Source organism: Glycomyces luteolus, assembly GCF_027622875.1.
Taxonomy (GTDB): domain Bacteria; phylum Actinomycetota; class Actinomycetes; order Mycobacteriales; family Micromonosporaceae; genus Glycomyces; species Glycomyces luteolus.
This window is the reverse complement of sequence record NZ_JAPZVP010000013.1, coordinates 74,086-93,091: the sequence shown is the minus strand read 5'-3', so window position 1 is coordinate 93,091 and position 19,006 is coordinate 74,086. Positions and strand designations below refer to the sequence as shown.

Sequence of the window (19,006 nt, the reverse complement as noted above, 5' to 3'; positions counted from 1 at the left end):
CGGCGGAGCGGGCAATCAGGCGGCCCTCCAGCCGCTCCGACCGTCACTCCCCGGACCCGCGCCGGATCGGGATTGATCGTCCGCCCGCGACCTATGCTGTCGATCACTCTCTACCGCACGCGAACCGAAGCGACGACTCGGCCGAGTCGACCCGCACCGGCGACTTCAGAGCGTGACGAAGCCCCGCGACTATCGCTACGTCAGAACGTGACCGGAATCGCGGACTATCGGTGCAGCTCAATCTGTGTGCGTCCCAAACCACACCATATATACCGACCTGATAACAAATTCGGTCCAGTTCGGGTGTGGCGGCATCAAAATTCACTTTGGCAGGCGAACATCCATCTATGCCTTCTGAATCGAACCGGCCTGCGACCGCGCGCAGGAGTGCGGGGATCACGGACCGAGGTGTGACTGTCCGTGACGACGCGTTCGTCGGACAGATCATCACGCCGCTGCGCCGCTACATCCCCGTGGGCTGGTTCGACTGGGAGCCGTACGGGAAGCGGCCCAAGAGCTGGTGGCCCGACGTCTTCATGTTCCTGGGGTTCCTCGCGCTCTCGTTCGCCGTGAGCTACCCGTCGTGGCTCGTGCGCCTCGACGTGGAGGTGCGCCTATGGGCCGTGGACGCCAACGACCTCGAATGGCTCACCGCCCTCGCCAGGGGCGGGGCCGAGTTCGGCCAGGCCCGCACGGTGGCGACGGTGACGCTGCTGATCGCGATCTGGTGCGCGCTCCGCTCGAGGTCGATCCGGCCGCTGCTGATGTACGTCATCTCGTTCATCACCCTGGCGAGCATCCTCGGCCTGAAGCATCTGCTGGGCCGCCCGCTCTCGCAGCACCCGTTCAAGCTCCTCGAGGTCTCCCCCGAGGGGCCGATGCTCTTCACCTACCACGCCGAGGGCGGCGGCGCCATCGTCGACGCGACGGCGTTCCCCTCAGGGCACGCCGTCAACTCGATCCTGCTGTTCGGCCTCATCGTGATGCTCATCGGCCACGTCATCCCCGCGTGGGCGCGCTGGACGCTGCTCATCGCCCCGCCGGTCATCGTCTTCAGCTCGCAGGTGTACCTGGGCCAGCACTGGCTCACGGACGAGCCCGCCGGATTCCTGCTGGGCCTCATCATCATCCGCAGCGCCAAGCGGGTGCCGTGGCACACGATCCCGCTCGGCCCGCTGTCGGTGTTCGACCCGGCGACGCGCCGCACGATCCTGATCTCGGTGCTGCTCATCCTCGGCGTCATGCTCACGCCGACCCTGCACCTGATCCCGGCGCTCATCGCGGCCGCGGTCCTGCCGACGCTCGGCCTGATCTGGCTGTGGCTCAGCACGAAGGCGAAGCAGCACCGGGACGCGATCGAAGCGGCCGAACTCGAGGCCGCCGCCAACGGGGAGGCCGCGGGCCAGGGTCCCGAAGGGGACCCTGAGATCCCTAGCCAGCCGTCAGATAGTCACCCGAAAGCTTGACGCCGGCGTCGCCCTCGGTCACCTCGCCGATGGTCCAGGCCTCGACGTGGCGGGCGGTGAGCACCGCCAGCGAGCGGTCCACCTGGTCGGGGGCGACGATGGCGACCATGCCGATGCCCATGTTGAAGGTCCGCTCCATCTCCTCGCCGCCGATGCCGCCGATGCGCTGCACGACGTCGAACACGGGGTTCGGCGCCCAGGTGCCGCGGTCGACCTCGATCTGGAGGCCCTCGGGGACGGACCGCACGAGGTTCCCGGCGATGCCGCCGCCGGTGATGTGCGCGAAGGCGTGCACGTCGCACTCCTTGGCGAGCTCGAGGCAGTCCTTGGCGTAGATGTGGGTCGGGGTCAGCAGCTCCTCGCCGAGGGTCCGCTGGTTGCCGAACTCCGGCACCACGGTGCCGAGGTCCATCTTGCCGACGCCGAACAGGGCCTCGCGCACGAGCGAGAAGCCGTTGGAGTGGACGCCGGAGGCGCGCATGGCGATCGCGACGTCGCCGGGCTTGACGCGCTCGGGGCCGAGCAGCTGGTCGGCCTCGACGACGCCGACGCCGGTGGCGGAGATGTCGTAGTCGTCGGGCTTCATGACGCCCGGGTGCTCGGCGATCTCGCCGCCGATGAGCGCGCAGCCGGCGTACCGGCAGCCGTCGGCGATGCCCGCGCCGATGTCGGCGATCTTCTCCGGCACGACCTGGCCGGTGGCGATGTAGTCGAGGAGGAACAGCGGCTCGGCGCCGCACACGACGAGGTCGTCGACGACCATCGCGACGAGGTCGATGCCGACCGTGTCGTGGATGTCGAGCTTCTGGGCGATCACGAGCTTCGTGCCGACGCCGTCGGTCGAGGAGGCGAGCAGCGGCTTCTTGTACTTCTCGGTGTCGAGCGCGAAGAGCCCGGCGAACCCGCCGATGCCGCCGACCACCTCGGGCCGGACGGTCTTCTTGATCAAGGGCTTGAGGGCGTCGACCGCCCGGTCTCCGGCGTCGATGTCGACGCCCGCGGACTGGTAGGAGATGGTCCTCGGAGTGGTGGTGCCGCTGCTCACGCTGTGGTCCCTTCCCGCACTTGCGTGCTCGCTTCGGTCGATCGCTGGGCGCCCGGCTTCGCTGCCTGCGGCGTTTCCATGAGGTGCTTGCCGATGAGGTCGGAAGCGGGCAGTTCGATGGGGTACTGGCCGTCGAAGCAGGCCATGCAGAGCCGGGACGCGGGCTGCTCGGTGGCGCGGACGAGGCCCTCCATCGAGACGTAGCCGAGGGAGTCCGCGCCGATCTGGGCGCGGATGCCGTCGGTGTCGAGCGATCCGGCGATGAGCTCGGCGCGCGTGGCGAAGTCGATGCCGTAGAAGCACGGCCATTTGACCGGCGGCGCGGAGATGCGGATGTGTACCTCGACCGCGCCCGCTTCGCGGAGCATCCGGACGAGGGCGCGCTGGGTGTTGCCGCGCACGATCGTGTCGTCGACGATGACCAGGCGCTTGCCCTTGATCTGGTCGACGAGCGGGTTGAGCTTCAGGCGGATGCCCAACTGGCGCAAAGACTGCGAGGGCTGGATGAAGGTGCGGCCCACGTACTGGTTCTTGGTGAAGCCCTGGCCGTAGGGGATCCCGGACTCCTCGGCGAACCCGATCGCGGCCGGGATGCCGGACTCGGGGACGCCGATAACGAGGTCGGCGTCGGCCGGGTACTCGCGGGCGAGGGTGCGGCCGACCTCGACGCGGGTGGCGTAGACGTTGCGTCCGGCCAGCTTCGTGTCGGGGCGGGCGAGGTAGACGTACTCGAACAGGCAGCCCTTGGGCTCGGGGTTCGCGAAGCGGGTCGAGCGCAGGCCGTGCTCGTCGATGGTGAGCAGCTCGCCGGGTTCGACCTCGCGCACGAAGTGGGCGCCGATGGTGTCGAGCGCGGCGGTCTCGGAGGCGACGGCCCAGCCGGAGGCGAGGCGGCCGAGGACGAGCGGATGCACGCCCTGCGGGTCGCGGGCCGCGTACAGCGTGTTCTCGTCCATGAAGACCAGGCAGAACGCGCCGCGCAGCTGCGGGAGGACCCGCTCGGCGGCAGCGGCGACGGACTCGTCCGGGTGCGCCGCGAGGAGCGCGGTGATCAGGTGCGTGTCGGAGGTGGTGGTGCCCATGTCGATGCCCAGCCGGTCGACCTCCTTGAGGAGGTCGGCGGTGTTCACCAGGTTGCCGTTGTGCGCCAAGGCGATCGCGGTGCCCGTCGAGGTCGACCGGATGGTCGGCTGGGAGTTCTCCCAGGTGGGGGCGCCGGTCGTGGAGTAGCGGGCGTGGCCGATGGCCAGGTGGCCCTGGAGGGGGGCGAGGGTGGACTCGTCGAAGACCTGGGCGACGAGGCCGAGGTCCTTGTAGACGACGGTGCGCGCCCCGTCGGAGACGGCGATGCCCGCGGCTTCCTGCCCGCGGTGCTGCAGCGCGTAGAGCCCGAAGTAGGTGAGTTTCGAGACCTCTTCCCCTGGGGCCCAGATGCCGACGACGCCGCAGGCGTCGCGGGGGCCGGGATTGTCGGGATCGAGTTCCGTGGTGAGTCGACCGTCACCTCGGGCCACTGCAACTCCTCAGTTTGCTGGGCTGATTCGATGGCGCACGAGCTGCGGCACCGAATACACCGATGGCCTGCCAGCTCGCCATCTGGCGGAACCGCCAATCACAGTCTATCGGACCTGCGGGAAGTCGCCACCGTCCAACAACGGCGGGTGTGGGCCGGACCCCTCGCCGAAGAGGTGGAACTCGCCGCATACCGGCCTAGGGAGGCCGCTTTCGCCCGGGTGAAAGCGATCACGGTCAAGGCGAAGCGCCCCGCGCGAAAGCGTCTGGACGCTGAACCGCCCACCGCCCCGTGCCTCGGCCCTACCGGAGCCCGACTCGCGTTGACCGCGAATGTCGGACCCGTGTGGGAGAGTCATCGCATTTCTTCGGTTGGTCGGAGGCGGATGCGGGTGGGAAGGGGCATGCCCTATGCCCGGCCCGCGCCGCGGGCCCGGCCCTCGCCGCACCGCATTCACGCCTCACCGCGCCGTCGCCGACCTCGCCGCCTGAGCCCTCGAAGCGGAACGCCGGGGGGGGGCGCACACCGCCCCCCCGGGGGGGGGGTTGAGTTACGTAACGGACACAGCCCGCCACCCCCCCCCCCCCCCCCCCCCCCCCCCCCCCCGCCGCCCCCGCCCCCCCCCCCCCCGGGCCCGGCCCCCCCCCCCCACGGCGTTCCGTTGCTTTCAGACCGTTCCCGTCACCAGGACCGGGGACGGTCGTCCCACTCGCCCCAGTTGCGGCGGTCGGTGCGCTTGGCGTCCGGGTCCTCGCCCTCGCGGTCCGGCTCGCCGCCGTACGGCGCGGCCGGCGGCTGGGGCTGGTCGCCGTACTGCGGCATCGCACGGGTCGCCCCGTACTCGCCCGTCGGCTGCGGAGGCTGCTCCTGCGGCGCGTACGGGTCGCGGCGCAGCGACTGGCTCGGGTACGCGTCATTGCTCGGCGGGGCACTGCGCGGCGCACTCGGCGGAGCGCTCGGCGCACCGTGCGCGCCATAGCCCGGCTGGCCGCCCTGCGGCCCGTAGCTCTGCGAGCCCGGACCGTACTGCGGCGCGCTCGGCGAGCCCTGCGGGCCGTAGCCCTGGTCGCGCGGCGCGCTCGGCGCCCCGTAGCCCTGGTCCTGCGGCGCGTGCCCCGGCTGCTGCGGATCGAACATGGAACCGGCGGACGGCGGCGGCGTGGGCGCCGGGTGCGGGCGCGTCGAACCGGCGTCGCCGTACGGGCTCGGTGCGCCAGCCGGGGACGGCCCCGGATGCGGCCGGGTCGCGGCCGGGTCGTACGGGTTCGAAGGCGCGACCGGGCTCGCCGGCGCCGACGGGGCCGCGTGCCTGGAACCCATGTCGCCGTAAGGACTCGGCGGCGCGGCCGGCGGCTGCGAGCCGAGGTTCGCCTGCGGCATGATCTGCGTGGCGTCGGAGGCGCCGGGCCCGCCCGGCTGCTTGACGACCGGGAGGATCGTGGTGCCGTCGGGGCCGACCTGGCCGCCCGGCATCCCCGGTGCGGCGCCGAAGCCGCCCTGCGGCATGACCTGCGTCGAATCCGAACCGCCGTACGCGGGCCCGAACTGGGTCGGCGCGGCCGGGCTCCCGCCGACGAGGCCGCCGGGGTGGATCATCGTCGGCGCGTCGGCTTCGGGGCCGGGCGCGGCCTGGTAGACGCCGGGCGTGCCGACCTGGGCCGCGGTCGGCGTGTGGTCCGGCGGCGTGTCGGGGGCGAAGCTCTCCGCGTCGTCATCGTCCTTGTCCTTGCCGCCGCGCAGCAGGAAGAAGATGCCGACGATGCCGCCGATCACCAGAAGCGCGCCGATGATGATGAGGAAGATCAGCGTTGCGGACATCCCGCCGTCGTCGGCAGGGGGCTCGCTCGGCTCCGCGGAGGAGGTCGGCGCGGCCTCGGTGGTCGCCGCCGTGCTCGGCTCGGCCTCCTGGACCTGGGCGAGCGTGATGTTCATCTGGTACGTCTGGCTGCCTTCGCGGACGTTGAACTCCTCGGTCTTCTCCTCGAAGCCCTCCGCGGTGATCTTCAGCGTCATGTCGCCCGGCGCGATCGGGTTGGAGTTGTCGCCGGTGAACTCGTACTTGCCGTCGCTGTCGGTGGTGGCCTCGTGCTCGCCGCCCTCGCCGTCGGTGAGTTCGAGCTTCGCGTCCGGCACCGGTTCGGCGTTCGAGGTCACCTCGCCGCTGATCGAGGAGACCGTCGAGACGGTGGCAGTGCCGACCACGCTGAGTCCGCTGGACTGGGTCTGGCCCTCGAAGTCGACCGTGAAGTTCCCCGAGACCTGCTCGCCGCTCGGCAGCTCGGACTCGGTCACGGTGGAGACGGTGAACGAGATGGTCCGCTGCCCGCCCGGCTCGACCTGGGCGCACTTCACCTTGTCCGCGTCCTCGCGGGTGCAGAGGCCGGCGCCGCCGTCGTTGTCGATGCCGCCGACGACGTCGTTGAGCCCGTCGACCTTCGCCTTGACCGTGATGTCCTTGGGCTGCACGGGGTTGTTGTTCATCACCGTGAAGCTGATGACCGTGGCCTGACCGCCGATGGACACCGGGTTCGGATTGAACGAGCCGTTGAACCAGCCTGCGACGTCCTGCGCGGACGCGGCCTGCGGGAACGCGAGGATGCCGAGAAGGACGCCGCCCGCCGCGGCGAGGCCGGCCAGGCGTGACCGCAGGCCACCCCGTCCGCCGCGCCGGGACCGCGGGACGTTAGTCTGGGTCCCGCTCGGTTCGGACGCTACGGTCATCTACATCCCCTCCTGGGCATGTGCCATCCGGCGCTACTCGCGGCGATCTGCCACGGGCAGGCACGACGAACCCACGGAAGCGGGCCATCGTCGCCACTATGCCTGGTCTCATTTCGGTCACGGGACCGGGGTGCAGGCACTGCGGCAACCATATGGCGCCCGGGCGACCGAGCGCGCAGTGGTCTGAGAGCACACAATTTTCTGGGGCACGCCGGTTCGGTGACGTGCCGTAACGGGCAGTCTAACGTGGGTCGGAGGTCTCCTCGTGGATGCTGTGGTCGATGCCATGGCCGCAATCGACAACGATGAGGCCCCCGATCGGGAGACGCTCAAGGGCGCCGTGCGGGGACTCCTCCAGGCGCTGGCGGCTAAAGCCCCTGGTCACACCGTGGAAGTGCGGGTCCCGCCGTACGGGGCGGTGCAGTGCGTCGAAGGCCCGCGGCACCGCCGCGGCACTCCCCCGAACGTCGTGGAATGTCAACCGCTCGTGTTCCTCCTCCTCGCCACCGGCCGCACCGCATGGCAGGAAGCGGTCGCGACCGGCAAGGTCACGGCCTCGGGTCAGCGCGCCGACCTCAGCCGACTGCTCCCGCTCGCGACCCCCGAGGGCGAACTCATCGGCGAGTAGCCGCCGATACCTCTCTTATATGGCGACTCGCGTCTCCTTGCCTTCAGCTCGGCTTCAGGTCGCTTCAGGTCCGCTTCAGGTCCACCCCGCTAGCTTGGAAAACCGGGGACCCTTAACCCAGAGGCACGGCGGCTTTCGGCGTGCCCCGAAAACGAACCGCCCCGGAGCCGAAGCCCCGGGGCGGTTCTCGTGTCGATGCGCTACTCGCCCAGCAGGGCGCCGATGCGGCCCTTCCAGGACGCCTCGAGCTCATCGCGGCCGATGTCGAAGTGGTCCCGCAGGTGCAGGCCGTCGGTGTTCGCGTCGGCCACGCCCAGCGGCGTGATCGGCAGGGCGCGCTGCTCGCAGGCGGTGCGCACGGCCAGCTCCTGGCCGCGCGGGATCACCACGAGCACCCGCCCGGACGACTCCGAGAACAGGTACGTGAACGGGTCCGCGCCCTCGGGCAGGAGGACCTGCGCGCCGAGCCCGGAGTGGCAGATCGCCTCGACGAGCGCCTGCGCCAGCCCGCCCTCGGAGAGGTCGTGCGCGCCGGCGAGCTGCTCGGTCTCGGCCATGCGCGAGAGGAGCTCGGCGAGCTTCATCTCGTGGTCGAGGTCGACGACCGGCGGGACGCCGCCGAGGTGGCCGTGCTTCACCGAGGCCCATTCGGAGCCCGAGAGCTCCTCGCGGGTCTCGCCGATGAGCGCGATCGTGTCGCCGGTCTTGCCCAGCCCCAGCGGGATGCGGCGGTGCACGTCGTCGATCACGCCGAGCACGCCGATGACGGGCGTCGGGTGGATCGCGTCGCGGCCGGTCTGGTTGTAGAACGAGACGTTGCCGCCGGTGACCGGGATGCCGAGTTTCTGCGCGCCGTCGGCGATGCCGGTGACGGCACGCTCGAACTGCCACATCACGTGCGGGTCCTCCGGCGAGCCGAAGTTGAGGCAGTCGCTGATGGCGATCGGGGTCGCACCGGTGACGGCGACGTTCCGGTAGGCCTCGGCGAGCGCCAGCTGCGCGCCCGTGTACGGGTCGAGCCGCGCGAAGCGGCCGTTGCCGTCCAGGGAGATCGCGATGCCGACGCCCGTGGTCTCGTCCAAGCGGACCACGCCCGCGTCGTGCGGCGTTCCCAGCACGGTGTTGCCGAACACCGAGGAGTCGTACTGCTCGGTGATCCAGGACTTGTCGCACAGGTTCGGGCTGGCGGCCATGTCGAGGACGGTCTGGCGGATCTCCTCGTCGGTGGTCGGACGCGGCAGCGTCTCGGCGCGGTCGACGGCGATGAGCGCCAGGTCGTTCGGTTCGGCGATGGGCCGGTGGTAGACCGGGCCCTCGTCGGCGAGCGACTTCGGCGGAACGTCCACGACGGTCTGGCCGTGGAAGTCGATCACCAGGCGACCGGAGTCGGTGACGGTGCCGATCTCGGTGGCGAGCAGGCCCCAGCGACGCGAGCGCGCGAGCACTTCCTCGGCCTTGGCGGGGTCGACGATGAGGAGCATCCGCTCCTGCGACTCCGAGGCGAGGATGTCGTGCGGCTCCATGCCCTTGGCGCGCAGCGGGACCCGTTCGAGGTCGACGTGCATGCCGCCGTCGCCGGCGGCCGCGGTCTCGGAGAGCGCGCAGGTGAGCCCGGCGCCGCCGAGGTCCTGGACGCCCACGACGAGTCCGGCGTCGAAGAGCTCGAGGCAGACCTCGATGAGCAGCTTCTCGGTGAACGGGTCGCCGACCTGGACGCTCGGGCGGGCGTCGCCTTCACCGGTTTCGGAGAAGGTGGCGCTTGCGAGCACGGAGACGCCGCCGATGCCGTCGCGGCCGGTCTTGGCGCCCATGAGGATCACGGTGTTGCCGACGCCGCTGGCCTGCATCGACTGGAGGCGCGAGCGGGGCAGGACGCCGACGCTGAGCGCGTTGACGAGCGGGTTGCCCTGGTAGCACGGGTCGAAGTAGGTCTCGCCGCCGATGTTGGGCAGGCCCACGCAGTTGCCGTAGTGGCCGATGCCGTCGACGACGCCCGGGAGGACCCGGGCGGTGTCGGGGTGGTCGATGGCGCCGAAGCGGAGGGAGTCCATGACGGCGATCGGGCGGGCGCCCATGGCGATGATGTCGCGGATGATGCCGCCGACGCCGGTGGCCGCTCCCTGCTTCGGTTCGACGTACGACGGGTGGTTGTGGGATTCGACCTTGAAGGTGACCGCGAGGTTCTCGTCGATGGCGACGACGCCCGCGTTCTCCCCGATCCCGGCCAGCAGGCGCGGGGTCTTCGGGTTCTTCTCGCCGAACTGGCGCAGGTGCACGCGGCTCGACTTGTACGAGCAATGCTCGGACCACATGATCGAGTACATGGCGAGCTCGGACTGGGTGGGGCGGCGCCCGAGGATCTCGCGGATCCGCTGGTACTCGTCCTCTTTCAGGCCCAGTTCAAGCCACGGCTGCTTCTCGTCGGGGGTCGCGTCGGCGACCCCGACCGTGTCTATCGCGACGTTGAGCTGGCTCATCGGCTGACTCCACTGGTGTCGACGGCCCCGGTGAGGTGGGCCAGGACGGAGGCGACAATGCCGAGCCCGTCGGTCGACGGGCCGGTCAGCTCGTCGACGGCGTGCTCGGGGTGGGGCATGAGGCCCACGACGTTCCCGGCCTCGTTGGTCACCCCGGCGATGTCGCGCATCGAACCGTTCGGGTTGTCGAGGTACCGGAAGACCACGCGGCCGTTCGCTTCGAGCTCGTCCAGGACGGCTTCGTCGGCGACGTAGCGGCCCTCGCCGTGCTTGGCGGGGAAGACCACTTCGCTGCCCGGCTGGTAGAGACGCGTCCACGCGGTGCGGGAGGTCTCGACGCGCAGGCGCGCGGGACGGTTGCGGTAGCGCAGGTGGGCGTTGCGCACCAGGGCCCCCGGCAGCAGGTGCGATTCGCACAGCACCTGGAAGCCGTTGCACACCCCGAGGACGGGCATCCCCTGGGCCGCGGCGGCTTTCACGGTGTCCATCACCTGCGAGAAGCGGGCGATGGCCCCGCAGCGCAGCGCGTCTCCGTAGGAGAACCCGCCGGGCAGGAACACGGCGTCGACGCGTCCGAGCGCGGCGTCGTCGTGCCACAGCCCCACCGGCTCGCCGCCGGCGAGGCGCACCGCGCGGGCGGCGTCCCGGTCGTCGAGCGAGCCGGGGAAGGTCACGACCCCGACGCGCGCGCTCATGCGCCCTCGATCGACAGCGAGAAGCTCTCGATGACCGGGTTGGCCAGGAGCTGGTCGGCGATCACTCGCGACTGCTCCTCGACGTTCTGGGCGTTCTCGTCGAACTCGATCTCGACGCGCTTGCCGATCCGCACCGACGACACGTCGTTGACGCCGAGGCGGGGCAGCGCCCCGAGGACGGCCTCACCCTGGGGGTCGAGGATTTCGGACTTCAGCATCACGTCGACCACTACACGGGCCACGGGCGCACTCCTGTCGGTCACATGGACGGGACAACAGGCCAAGCATATTCACCGGCCCTGACCAGGGCCAGTGCCGAGCTACGAGGACGGTGCCAGGTCACAGCGAGTCATAGGATGTTTCCCGGCCGGTAGGACGCGGCCTCGGGGTGCGATTTGGCCGCCAAAGCCACTCTTTCGGCTACACGGTCCACCTGATCGCCTGCGGCGCCGATGAATTCACCCGGATTCGCAACGAGGGCGTCGAGGCCGTCCCGGTCGAGGGGCAGGCGCGGGTCGGCGGCGAGGCGGTCGAAGAGGTCGTTCTCGCGCTGGCCGTTCTCGCGCATGGCCCGGGCGACGGCGACGGCGTGCTCTTTGATGGCCTCGTGGGCGTCCTCGCGGCCGCCTCCCTGCTTGACGGCCGCCATGAGGACCTTTGTGGACGTCAGGAAGGGGAGGTACCGGTCGAGTTCGGCGCCGATGACGGCCGGGTAGGCCCCGAAGTTGTCGAGGATCGTGAGGAATGTCTCATACAGACCGTCGACGGCGTAGAACAGGTCGGGGAGGGCGACGCGGCGGACCACCGAGCAGGAGACGTCCCCTTCGTTCCACTGGTCGCCGGCGAGCTCGCCGAGCATCGCGGCGTACCCGCGCACGACCACGGCGAGGCCGTTCACCCGCTCGGAGGAGCGGGTGTTCATCTTGTGCGGCATGGCGGAGGAGCCGACCTGGCCCGGCATGAAGCCCTCGGTGGCGAGCTCGGCCCCGGCCATGAGGCGGATCGTGATCGCGGCGGAGGAGGGCCCGGCGACGGCCTGGACGAGCGCGGAGCCGACCTCGTAGTCGAGGGAGCGCGGGTAGACCTGGCCGACCGAGTCCATGACGCGGTCGAAGCCGAGGTGCCCGGCGACGCGGGTCTCGAGCTCGGCGAGCTTCGCGGTGTCGCCGTCGAAGAGGTCGAGCATGTCCTGGGCGGTGCCGACGGGGCCCTTGATGCCGCGCAGCGGGTAGCGCTTGAGCAGGTCCTCGATGCGGTCGAGGGCGGCGAGGAGCTCCTCGGCCCAGGTCGCGAAGCGCTTCCCGAGGGTGGTGGCCTGGGCGGGCACGTTGTGGCTGCGTCCGGCCATGACGAGGTCGCGGTGCTGGGCGGCGCGGGCGGCGAGGCGCACGAGGGCGGCGACGAGGCGGTCGCGCACCAGCTCGAGGGACTGGCGGACCTGCATCTGCTCGACGTTCTCGGTGAGGTCGCGGCTGGTCATGCCCTTGTGGATGTGCTGGTGCCCGGCAAGGTCGGAGAACTCCTCGATGCGGGCCTTCACGTCGTGCTTGGTGACGCGCTCGCGCTCGGCGATCGAGGCGAGGTCGACCTGGTCGAGCACGCGCTCGTAGTCGGCGATCACGCCGTCCTGGACGTGGACGCCCAGGTCGTGCTGGGCCTGGAGGACGGCCAGCCACAGGCGCCGCTCGGCCTTGATCTTGCCGACGGGGTCCCAGATGTCGCGCATCGAGGCGGAGGCATAACGCTCGGCGAGCACATTCGCAGTCACGCGCCCATCATGGCACTGCTCGTGCACGCCTGCGCAGGGTCGGCGTCCGACCGTGACCCGGTCGGCGCGGTCGAGCCTCGATGCTGGCGCTGTGCGCGTACCCGCCCTAGTAAGGGTGGGTCACTGTTAGACCATCCCAAGCCCCCACCCACCCAGGGGACCGTAGCGCCCACGATCCCCGCCGGGTACGACAAGAACCGGCGCCCGAATCGCCGTTGTCACCCGAAAGAGGACAAGACGCGAGCGCGGCCCCCGTTCAGGGCCCGCTCGCGGTCCCGAGTGCCGGGAACCACTCGGCGTGGCGGTTAACCTGCACGTATCCGCCACGTAAACTGGCGGTGTGCGAGTACTCCTGATCGGCACCGGCGGCCGCGAGCACGCCCTCGCGGCGTCGCTGGCCGCAGACGAATCCGTCACCAAGCTCATCTGCGCGCCGGGCAACCCCGGCATGGCCGCCCTCGGCGACTGCGTGCCGGTGAACCAGACCGACCCGGCCGCCGTGGCGTCCCTGGCGGTGACCTCCGCGGCCGACCTCGTGATCATCGGCCCCGAGGCCCCGCTCGTCGCGGGCGTCGCCGACGCGGTGCGCGCCAAGGGCATCCCGGTCTACGGTCCGAGCGGCGAAGCCGCCCTCATCGAGGGCTCGAAGGCCTTCGCGAAAGAGGTCATGGCCGCCGCGGGCGTCCCGACCGCCGCCGCGCGCGTCTGCAAGACCCGCGAGGAGGCCGAGGCCGCGCTCGACGAGTTCGGCGCGCCGTACGTCGTCAAGGACGACGGCCTCGCCGCCGGCAAGGGCGTCGTCGTCACCGAGGACCGCGAGCAGGCCCTCGCCCACGCGCTCGAATGCGAGCGCGTCGTCATCGAGGAATACCTCGACGGCCCCGAGGTCTCCCTCTTCGTCGTGAGCGACGGCACGCACGCGAAGGCGCTGCTGCCCGCCCAGGACTTCAAGCGCATCGGCGACGGCGGCACCGGCCCCAACACCGGCGGCATGGGCGCGTACACGCCGCTGCCGTGGGCCCCGGACGACCTCGTCGCCGAGATCATGGAGCGCGTCGCCGAACCGACCCTTGCCGAGCTCGCCGGGCGCGGCACCCCGTTCGTCGGCACCCTCTACTGCGGCCTGGCCCTGACCTCCAAGGGCCTCAAGGTCGTCGAATTCAACGCCCGCTTCGGCGACCCGGAGATCCAGGCCGTGCTCGCGCTCCTGGAGACCCCGCTCGGCGGGCTCCTGCACGCCGCCGCGACCGGCAAGCTCGACACGATCAAATCCTTGTGGTGGCGCGAAGGCGCGGCCGTGTGCGTCGTCGTCTCCAACGAGGGCTACCCGGGCGACACCGTGACCGGGCGCCCGCTCTACGGCGCCGACGAGGCCGGGGTCTTCCACGCCGGCACCGCGCTCGACGCCTCGGGCCAGCTCATCGCCACCGGCGGCCGCGTCCTCAACTGCGTCGGCACCGGCGCCTCGGTCGCCCAAGCGCGCCAAGAGGCCTACGCCCTCGCCGAAGGCGTCAAGCTCGAAGGCGGCTACTACCGCAAGGACATCGCCGCCAACATCTGAGCGACACCAGCAGAGCAGTGAGGGCCGCTCCCTACCGGGAGCGGCCCTCACTCGCGTTCATCCTCCGACGCGTCAGCGCAGGCAGCAGCGCCTCACTCGGCGGTCGGCTCCTCGCGGGCGATCGGGCAGGACATGCACCTGGGGCCGCCCCGGCCCGAGCCGAGTTCGGAACCCGGGATCGTCATGACCTTGATCCCGGCGCGCTCGAGGCGCGCGTTGGTGACCGTGTTGCGCTCGTAGGCGACCGCCACACCCGGCGAGAGGGCCAGCGTGTTGTTGCCGTCGTCCCACTGCTCGCGTTCGGCCGTCACCACATCCCGCTCACCGGTGTGGATGATCTCGATCCGGTCGACGCCGATTGCCTCGGCCGCCGCGTCGAGGAACCGCCTGGGGCCCTTGATGGACAGGCTCGCGCCGCCGTCGGCGCTGGTGAGCGTGAACGCCTCCAGGCGCTGCTCCGCCGGGGCGTACATGACCATCCGGTCCCGGTCGACCATCGTGCACACCGTGTCCAGGTGCATCGTCGCCCGCCGCTGCGCGATCGGCACGACCAGCACCGTGTGGATCCGGCCCCGCTCGAAAGCCCTGCGCGCCAAGCGCTCCGCGCCGGCAGGCGTGGTCCGCTCCCCCACTCCGACGGCCAGGACGCCCGGCGCCAGCGCCAGCACGTCGCCGCCCTCCAGGTGCTCGAGCGAGGGGTCGTACAGCTTCGGCACCTCGCTGAAGCGCGGGTGGTGGTGGTAGATCAGGCCGGTCAACGTGGTCTCGCGGCGCCGCGCGGGCATCGCCAGGCTGGTCACGGCCACCGCGTCGCCGATCCACACCGAGGAGTCCCGGGTGAACATCATGTTCGGCAGCGGGTCGATCACGAACTCGGTGGGCCGCATCATCTTGTGCCGCAGCGACAGCGAGGAGCCGAACTCCTCTTTCGTCAAGCCCTCCACGAGGACTGACGCGAGGCGTTCCGGTTCGAGGTCCGCCAGGTAGGCCGCGAGCTCGCGCCCCAGCGTCTGCCCCAGCCGCGGGTCGGCGGTCACCGAGACGCTGACCGCCGCGCGGGCTTCCGGCAGCTCCAGGCACTCCGCGAGCAGCGCGCCCACGTACAGGACCTCGACGCCGTGTTCGAGCAGCGTCCCGGCGAACCGGTCGTGCTCGGCCTGCGCCCGCTCCACCCAGGGGATCCCGTCGAACAGCAGCGCCCCGTTGTTGCGCGGGGTCAAGCGGCGCAGTTCGCCCCCGGGGCGGTGGAGCATGACACTGCGCAGGCGCCCCACCTCGGAATCGACACCGAAGGCAGGCGCGTCGTTGGCACTCATGATCTGAGGGTAGACGCGCGGGGGACGAAGATCAACTTATCTCTGTTAACGTGGACAGACTGAGCGTTACGACTACCCCCGGGACGCCCAAATTGACACAACTCGAACTCGTCATCCCGCTGCGGGCCACCGCGCCCGGACCCGATGGCAGAAGGCTGGATCCGGCGCTGGCCACCTGGCGCACCGCCGTGACCGCTTCCGCCGACGCCTGCCTGCTCCTCGCCGCCGACACGCGGATCGTCGCCGTCTCCCGTGCCGCCCGGCACGTGCTGGGGTTCGGCGCGGACGTCGAGACCGCGATGCCGCGCTTCCTCGACGCGGGCATCCGCTTCCTTGACTTCACTGCGGGAGCGCACCCGCTCGTCGACTCCGAGCTCGCCCGGCTCGCCCCCGTCCAGACGCTGCAGACGGACGCGCTCGAGCGCAGCCTCATGCGGATCGAGCACCGCGGCGTGCACCGCACGTTCGACGTGACGGCCTCGCCGCTGCACGCGCCGCCGCGCCTGGACGCGGTGGGGTCCTTGACGTTCCTGACGCCGATGGGCCCCGCCTGAGCGGCTAGTCCGGGTTCAGGTCGTAGACCGCGGCCGTGCTCGTGCGTTCCACATCGACGCCGAACGGGTCGGCTTCGGTGTCCATCCCCGCCCAGTCGCTGCCCGGCAGCGAACCGGGCACGACCACGACGGTCTCGATTCCCGCATCGCGCAGCGACGCGATCGCCTCGTCGCTCGGGAAGCCCATCGACATCGAGCGGATGCCCGCCTGCTCGTCGGGCGTGAACGCCGCGACGCCGTTGGCGACCTCGGGGAAGCCGTCGATGCTCCAGTACTGGACCTTCGTGTCGCCGCCCCCCGCGGGCAGGAACAGCACCGGCCCCTCCAGTGCGGACATGTCGACCGGCGCCTCCGGCACCTCGACATACGGGGCCACGGTGAGCCCCTCCCACAGGACCAGGCCGATCGGCAGGAACAGCAGCGCATGCACCCGCTTGGGCGCCTTCACCTTCAAGCGCTTGTCGACGCGCGCGCGGTGCGCCAGGTCGTCGGCCTCGTCGGCGATGCGCGTGAGCGTCCCCGCGGCGAGCACCGCCAGGATCAGCGTCAGGTAGATCGCCAGGCGCCCCGGCGTGCGGATCGCGTCCCAGCCCGGCGCGTACTCGTACAGCAGCGCCCACGCCCACGAGCCGTCGTCGAGGAAGTTGGGGCCCATGGCGACCGCGAACACGACGGCGCCGCCGAGCGCGAGCCACACCCGCTGCCAACCCGTCCAGCAGGACCAGACGAGCCCCGCGGCCGCCAAAGCGACCAGTGTGAAGCCGACGAGCAACGCCTGCTCGGGCGCCCACGTCAGCTCCGCGCGCGCGGCCTCGTGCGCCGCGCCCCACACGCGCGACTCCTGCGGGGCGATGATGAAACTCTGCCAGGTCGGGCTGAACCAGCTGATGTACTCGGCGTCGCGCACCGCCTCGGGGTAGGCCTTGGCGACGACCGCGTGCTTGTCGGCGATCCAGAGCACGCCGAGGCTGAAGACCGAGCCGCCGATCCCGTTGGCGGCCAGGGTCTGCCAGCGCAGCCGGGGGCGTTTGGCGAGCCAGTGGATGCCCACGACCACGCCGATGCCCAGCAGCAGGTATACGAACGGGATGCCGAGCCCCGCGCCGATCGAGAACTGCCACAGGGCGGTGAGCCATCCGGCGAGGATCCAGCCGGGCCGCTGCCGCTCGGGCTTGAACCCGCCGCGGAGCGAGTAGCCGTGGCCGCGCGCGAGCATCGCGAGGGCGAGGACGATGCCGCCGCTGGAGAGCACCTGCAGGTGCCCGGCCTGGCCGAGTTTCCAGGGGGCGTAGGCGAAGGCCGCGGCGGCGACGGCCGATCCGGCGACGCGGGCGCCGAGCTGGCGCAGCAGGGCGTAGGCGCCGAGGAACGCGAGGGCGAACGTGCCGATGTAGAGGACGTTGTAGACGACGAGCGCGCTGGTGGGGCTGGTGGCGAGGAGCGCGGCGGGGGCGTAGCCCATGAGGGTGTCGGTGAAGAGGTAGGCGTCGTCGAGGGGCCAGAAGCTGTTGGTGTCCCAGATCCCGGCGGGGTTTTCGCGGAGGGCGTGGCCGACCCAGCCGAGGATGTAGGTGAGGAGGAGCGGGTCGCCGGTGTCGTGGGGGATGCGGTCGGTGAGGTGGCGCGCGAGGGGCCAGGTCATGGCCGCGGCGAGGGCGATGCTGACGAGTCCGGCGAGGGTCCATTCGCTGGTGGCGGCGCGGCGGAGGCCGCGGCCGAGTGCGCGCAGGCGGCCGGGCGGGAGGGTCTCGGGCGGGTCTTCGCCGCCCGCGAAGCGCTGCCAGCGTTCGTGTTCGCTGATGCTGCTGTCGCCGGTGCCGGTCCGGGGGGCTTCGTCCGCGCGCGCGGGCGCGGGGGTCTCGGGCTCGCGCGGCTCTGCGGGCTCGGTGTCGGGCTTGGTCGTCGCCATGGGGTTCTCGCGGTCCTCGCTCGGTGCTGTCCCGCACATCCTACGGACGGGTGCGCCGCTCGCTACGGGCGCATGAGGACGGATCCGGGCGTGGGACCGGATCCTGCGCGGCCGGGCCGTCACCTTTCCCGCGCCCGCTCGTTGAACGCTGTTGAGACCTGATCCCCACTGGCGATCAGGTCGGTATCCGGTCGAAGACGCAGTTGGAGAGACGCAGGCATGGGAAGTCACACCACGAAGCCCGGCGAGCAGTCCCGGGCCCAGACGCGTCCTCCGCTGCCGTACCCGGTGAACGACGGCCGGGTCGCGCCCGCGGTCCGGGAGTCCATGGACCGGCGTGCGCATCGGAGGAAGTCGCGCCTGGCGGCGATCTCGGCGGCCTCGATGCTCGCGGTCGGCGGCGCTGCCGGGGTGAGCATCGCGACGGCGGACGAGTCGGAGTCGGGCAGCGGCAGCGAGGTCGTGTTCAGCGGCGACTGCGGCACCCTGGGGCTGGTCTCGGCCACGTCCGCTCCTGACGCGTCCGAACTCACCGTGGAGCAGGGTTCGAAGGTGCGGTACAGCAATGACCTGGGCACTGACGCGAAGCTGCACGTGGGCGACGAGGTCTACGACATCGGCTCGGGTTCGAGCCAGGTGTTCGAGATGAACCGCTCGGCTGAGATCGCGATGGTCCCGGACTGCCACGGGCTGTTCGCCGAGTACGAGTCGGCGCAGGTGCGGGTCGTCGAAGCGCAGTCTGATGATGCGCCGGCGGGCGAGGACGAAGCGGGCGAGGACGTCGGGCTGCCCGCCGCTGAGAACGACGATGCCGAAGCGCCCCAGTACGACTCGCAGGACGGGGACGCCAGCGCCTCGGACGGCGCCGGTGAGGCCCAGCAGGCCCCTGACGCCGAAGCGCCCTCCGCTCCCGCGGAGGAGGTCCTCCAGGAGGACGAGGTGAACGCGTTCGGCCCGCCGCCTTCGGCGCAGGACTCCGGCGCGGGCGACGACGCCCCCGCCGTCGAGGACGAGGTCGTGGCGGTCGACCCGAAGGCCGTGGCCGACGGCGCGAACGGCCTGCTGGCCCTGGTCGCGATCATCTGCCTGGTCGGCATGGCCGCCGCGGTGATGCGCACCCTCCTCAAGCAGCGGGCGGCGGCATGACGCCGGTGCCCGTCCCGGGCCCGGCGCCGCAGGCGGCCGCGAGCGCTCCCGTGCACGGTTCGGCCCGGCACCTCCACGGCGCGCAAGCGTCGCAGTGGGTGCCGAGCGGCCGCGTGCGGAACCGGCGCGACCGGCTGCGAGCGGCCCGGTGCCTCACCGGCCCCGACCAGGCCCGCGTTTCGCGGTCCGGACGGCCGAGGCGCGGTG

The 19,006-nt window shown here is 71.3% G+C and carries 14 protein-coding genes; 5 read left to right on the top strand and 9 right to left on the bottom strand.

Annotated elements, in window-relative coordinates:
• Nucleotides 1-410: 410 nt before the first annotated feature.
• Entirely contained in the window at nt 411-1,466 is a 1,056-nt protein-coding gene (locus O1R50_RS16755) for a phosphatase PAP2 family protein (protein ID WP_270111264.1), read from the top strand.
• Here O1R50_RS16755 and purM read toward each other — a convergent pair.
• From purM to O1R50_RS16740, 3 genes are all read right to left on the bottom strand, one after another.
• Nucleotides 1,432-2,553, bottom strand: a complete 1,122-nt coding sequence (gene purM / locus O1R50_RS16750) for a phosphoribosylformylglycinamidine cyclo-ligase (RefSeq protein ID WP_408612729.1) — start codon at nt 2,551-2,553, stop codon at nt 1,432-1,434. The genes O1R50_RS16755 and purM overlap by 35 nt on opposite strands.
• Nucleotides 2,508-4,025 (bottom strand): amidophosphoribosyltransferase, encoded by a 1,518-nt coding sequence (gene purF / locus O1R50_RS16745; RefSeq protein WP_270111262.1) that lies wholly within the window; start codon nt 4,023-4,025, stop codon nt 2,508-2,510. The genes purM and purF overlap by 46 nt, the downstream gene beginning before the upstream one ends.
• A gap of 680 nt (nt 4,026-4,705) precedes the next feature.
• Nucleotides 4,706-6,745, bottom strand: coding sequence for a carboxypeptidase regulatory-like domain-containing protein (locus tag O1R50_RS16740; RefSeq protein ID WP_270111261.1), 2,040 nt, complete (start codon nt 6,743-6,745; stop codon nt 4,706-4,708).
• A 286-nt stretch (nt 6,746-7,031) separates the two neighbouring features.
• Here O1R50_RS16740 and O1R50_RS16735 point away from each other — a divergent pair, with 286 nt between their 5' ends.
• Entirely contained in the window at nt 7,032-7,373 is a 342-nt protein-coding gene (locus O1R50_RS16735; RefSeq protein WP_270111260.1) for a sterol carrier family protein, read from the top strand.
• A 200-nt stretch (nt 7,374-7,573) separates the two neighbouring features.
• Here the strand turns inward: O1R50_RS16735 and purL are convergent, their stop codons facing one another.
• From purL to purB, 4 genes are all read right to left on the bottom strand, one after another.
• Entirely contained in the window at nt 7,574-9,850 is a 2,277-nt protein-coding gene (purL, locus tag O1R50_RS16730; protein ID WP_270111259.1) for a phosphoribosylformylglycinamidine synthase subunit PurL, read from the bottom strand.
• Nucleotides 9,847-10,545 (bottom strand): phosphoribosylformylglycinamidine synthase subunit PurQ, encoded by a 699-nt coding sequence (purQ, locus tag O1R50_RS16725; RefSeq protein ID WP_270111258.1) that lies wholly within the window; start codon nt 10,543-10,545, stop codon nt 9,847-9,849. Before purQ ends, purL begins: the two co-directional genes overlap by 4 nt.
• Nucleotides 10,542-10,787 carry a phosphoribosylformylglycinamidine synthase subunit PurS gene (gene purS / locus O1R50_RS16720; RefSeq protein ID WP_205324642.1) on the bottom strand — a complete coding sequence of 82 codons (246 nt, stop codon included), beginning with the start codon at nt 10,785-10,787 and terminating at the stop codon, nt 10,542-10,544. Before purS ends, purQ begins: the two co-directional genes overlap by 4 nt.
• A gap of 107 nt (nt 10,788-10,894) precedes the next feature.
• Nucleotides 10,895-12,313, bottom strand: coding sequence for an adenylosuccinate lyase (gene purB, locus O1R50_RS16715; protein WP_270111257.1), 1,419 nt, complete (start codon nt 12,311-12,313; stop codon nt 10,895-10,897).
• 340 nt (nt 12,314-12,653) lie between these two features.
• On the opposite strand from purB, the gene purD reads away from it, so the two are divergent.
• A complete protein-coding gene (purD, locus tag O1R50_RS16710; protein ID WP_270111256.1) occupies nt 12,654-13,874 on the top strand; it encodes a phosphoribosylamine--glycine ligase in 1,221 nt (406 codons plus the stop codon).
• Between the two features lie 92 nt (nt 13,875-13,966).
• On the opposite strand, the gene O1R50_RS16705 is transcribed toward purD, so the two are convergent.
• Nucleotides 13,967-15,190 carry an arginine deiminase gene (locus O1R50_RS16705; protein ID WP_270111255.1) on the bottom strand — a complete coding sequence of 408 codons (1,224 nt, stop codon included), beginning with the start codon at nt 15,188-15,190 and terminating at the stop codon, nt 13,967-13,969.
• Between the two features lie 92 nt (nt 15,191-15,282).
• Between O1R50_RS16705 and O1R50_RS16700 the strand changes: the two genes are divergently transcribed.
• A complete protein-coding gene (locus O1R50_RS16700; protein ID WP_270111254.1) occupies nt 15,283-15,744 on the top strand; it encodes a hypothetical protein in 462 nt (153 codons plus the stop codon).
• Nucleotides 15,745-15,748: 4 nt separating this feature from the next.
• On the opposite strand, the gene O1R50_RS16695 is transcribed toward O1R50_RS16700, so the two are convergent.
• Nucleotides 15,749-17,653, bottom strand: a complete 1,905-nt coding sequence (locus O1R50_RS16695; RefSeq protein ID WP_270111253.1) for a hypothetical protein — start codon at nt 17,651-17,653, stop codon at nt 15,749-15,751.
• Between the two features lie 219 nt (nt 17,654-17,872).
• On the opposite strand from O1R50_RS16695, the gene O1R50_RS16690 reads away from it, so the two are divergent.
• A complete protein-coding gene (locus O1R50_RS16690; protein WP_270111252.1) occupies nt 17,873-18,799 on the top strand; it encodes an ICP22 family protein in 927 nt (308 codons plus the stop codon).
• The last annotated feature ends 207 nt before the right edge of the window (nt 18,800-19,006 follow it).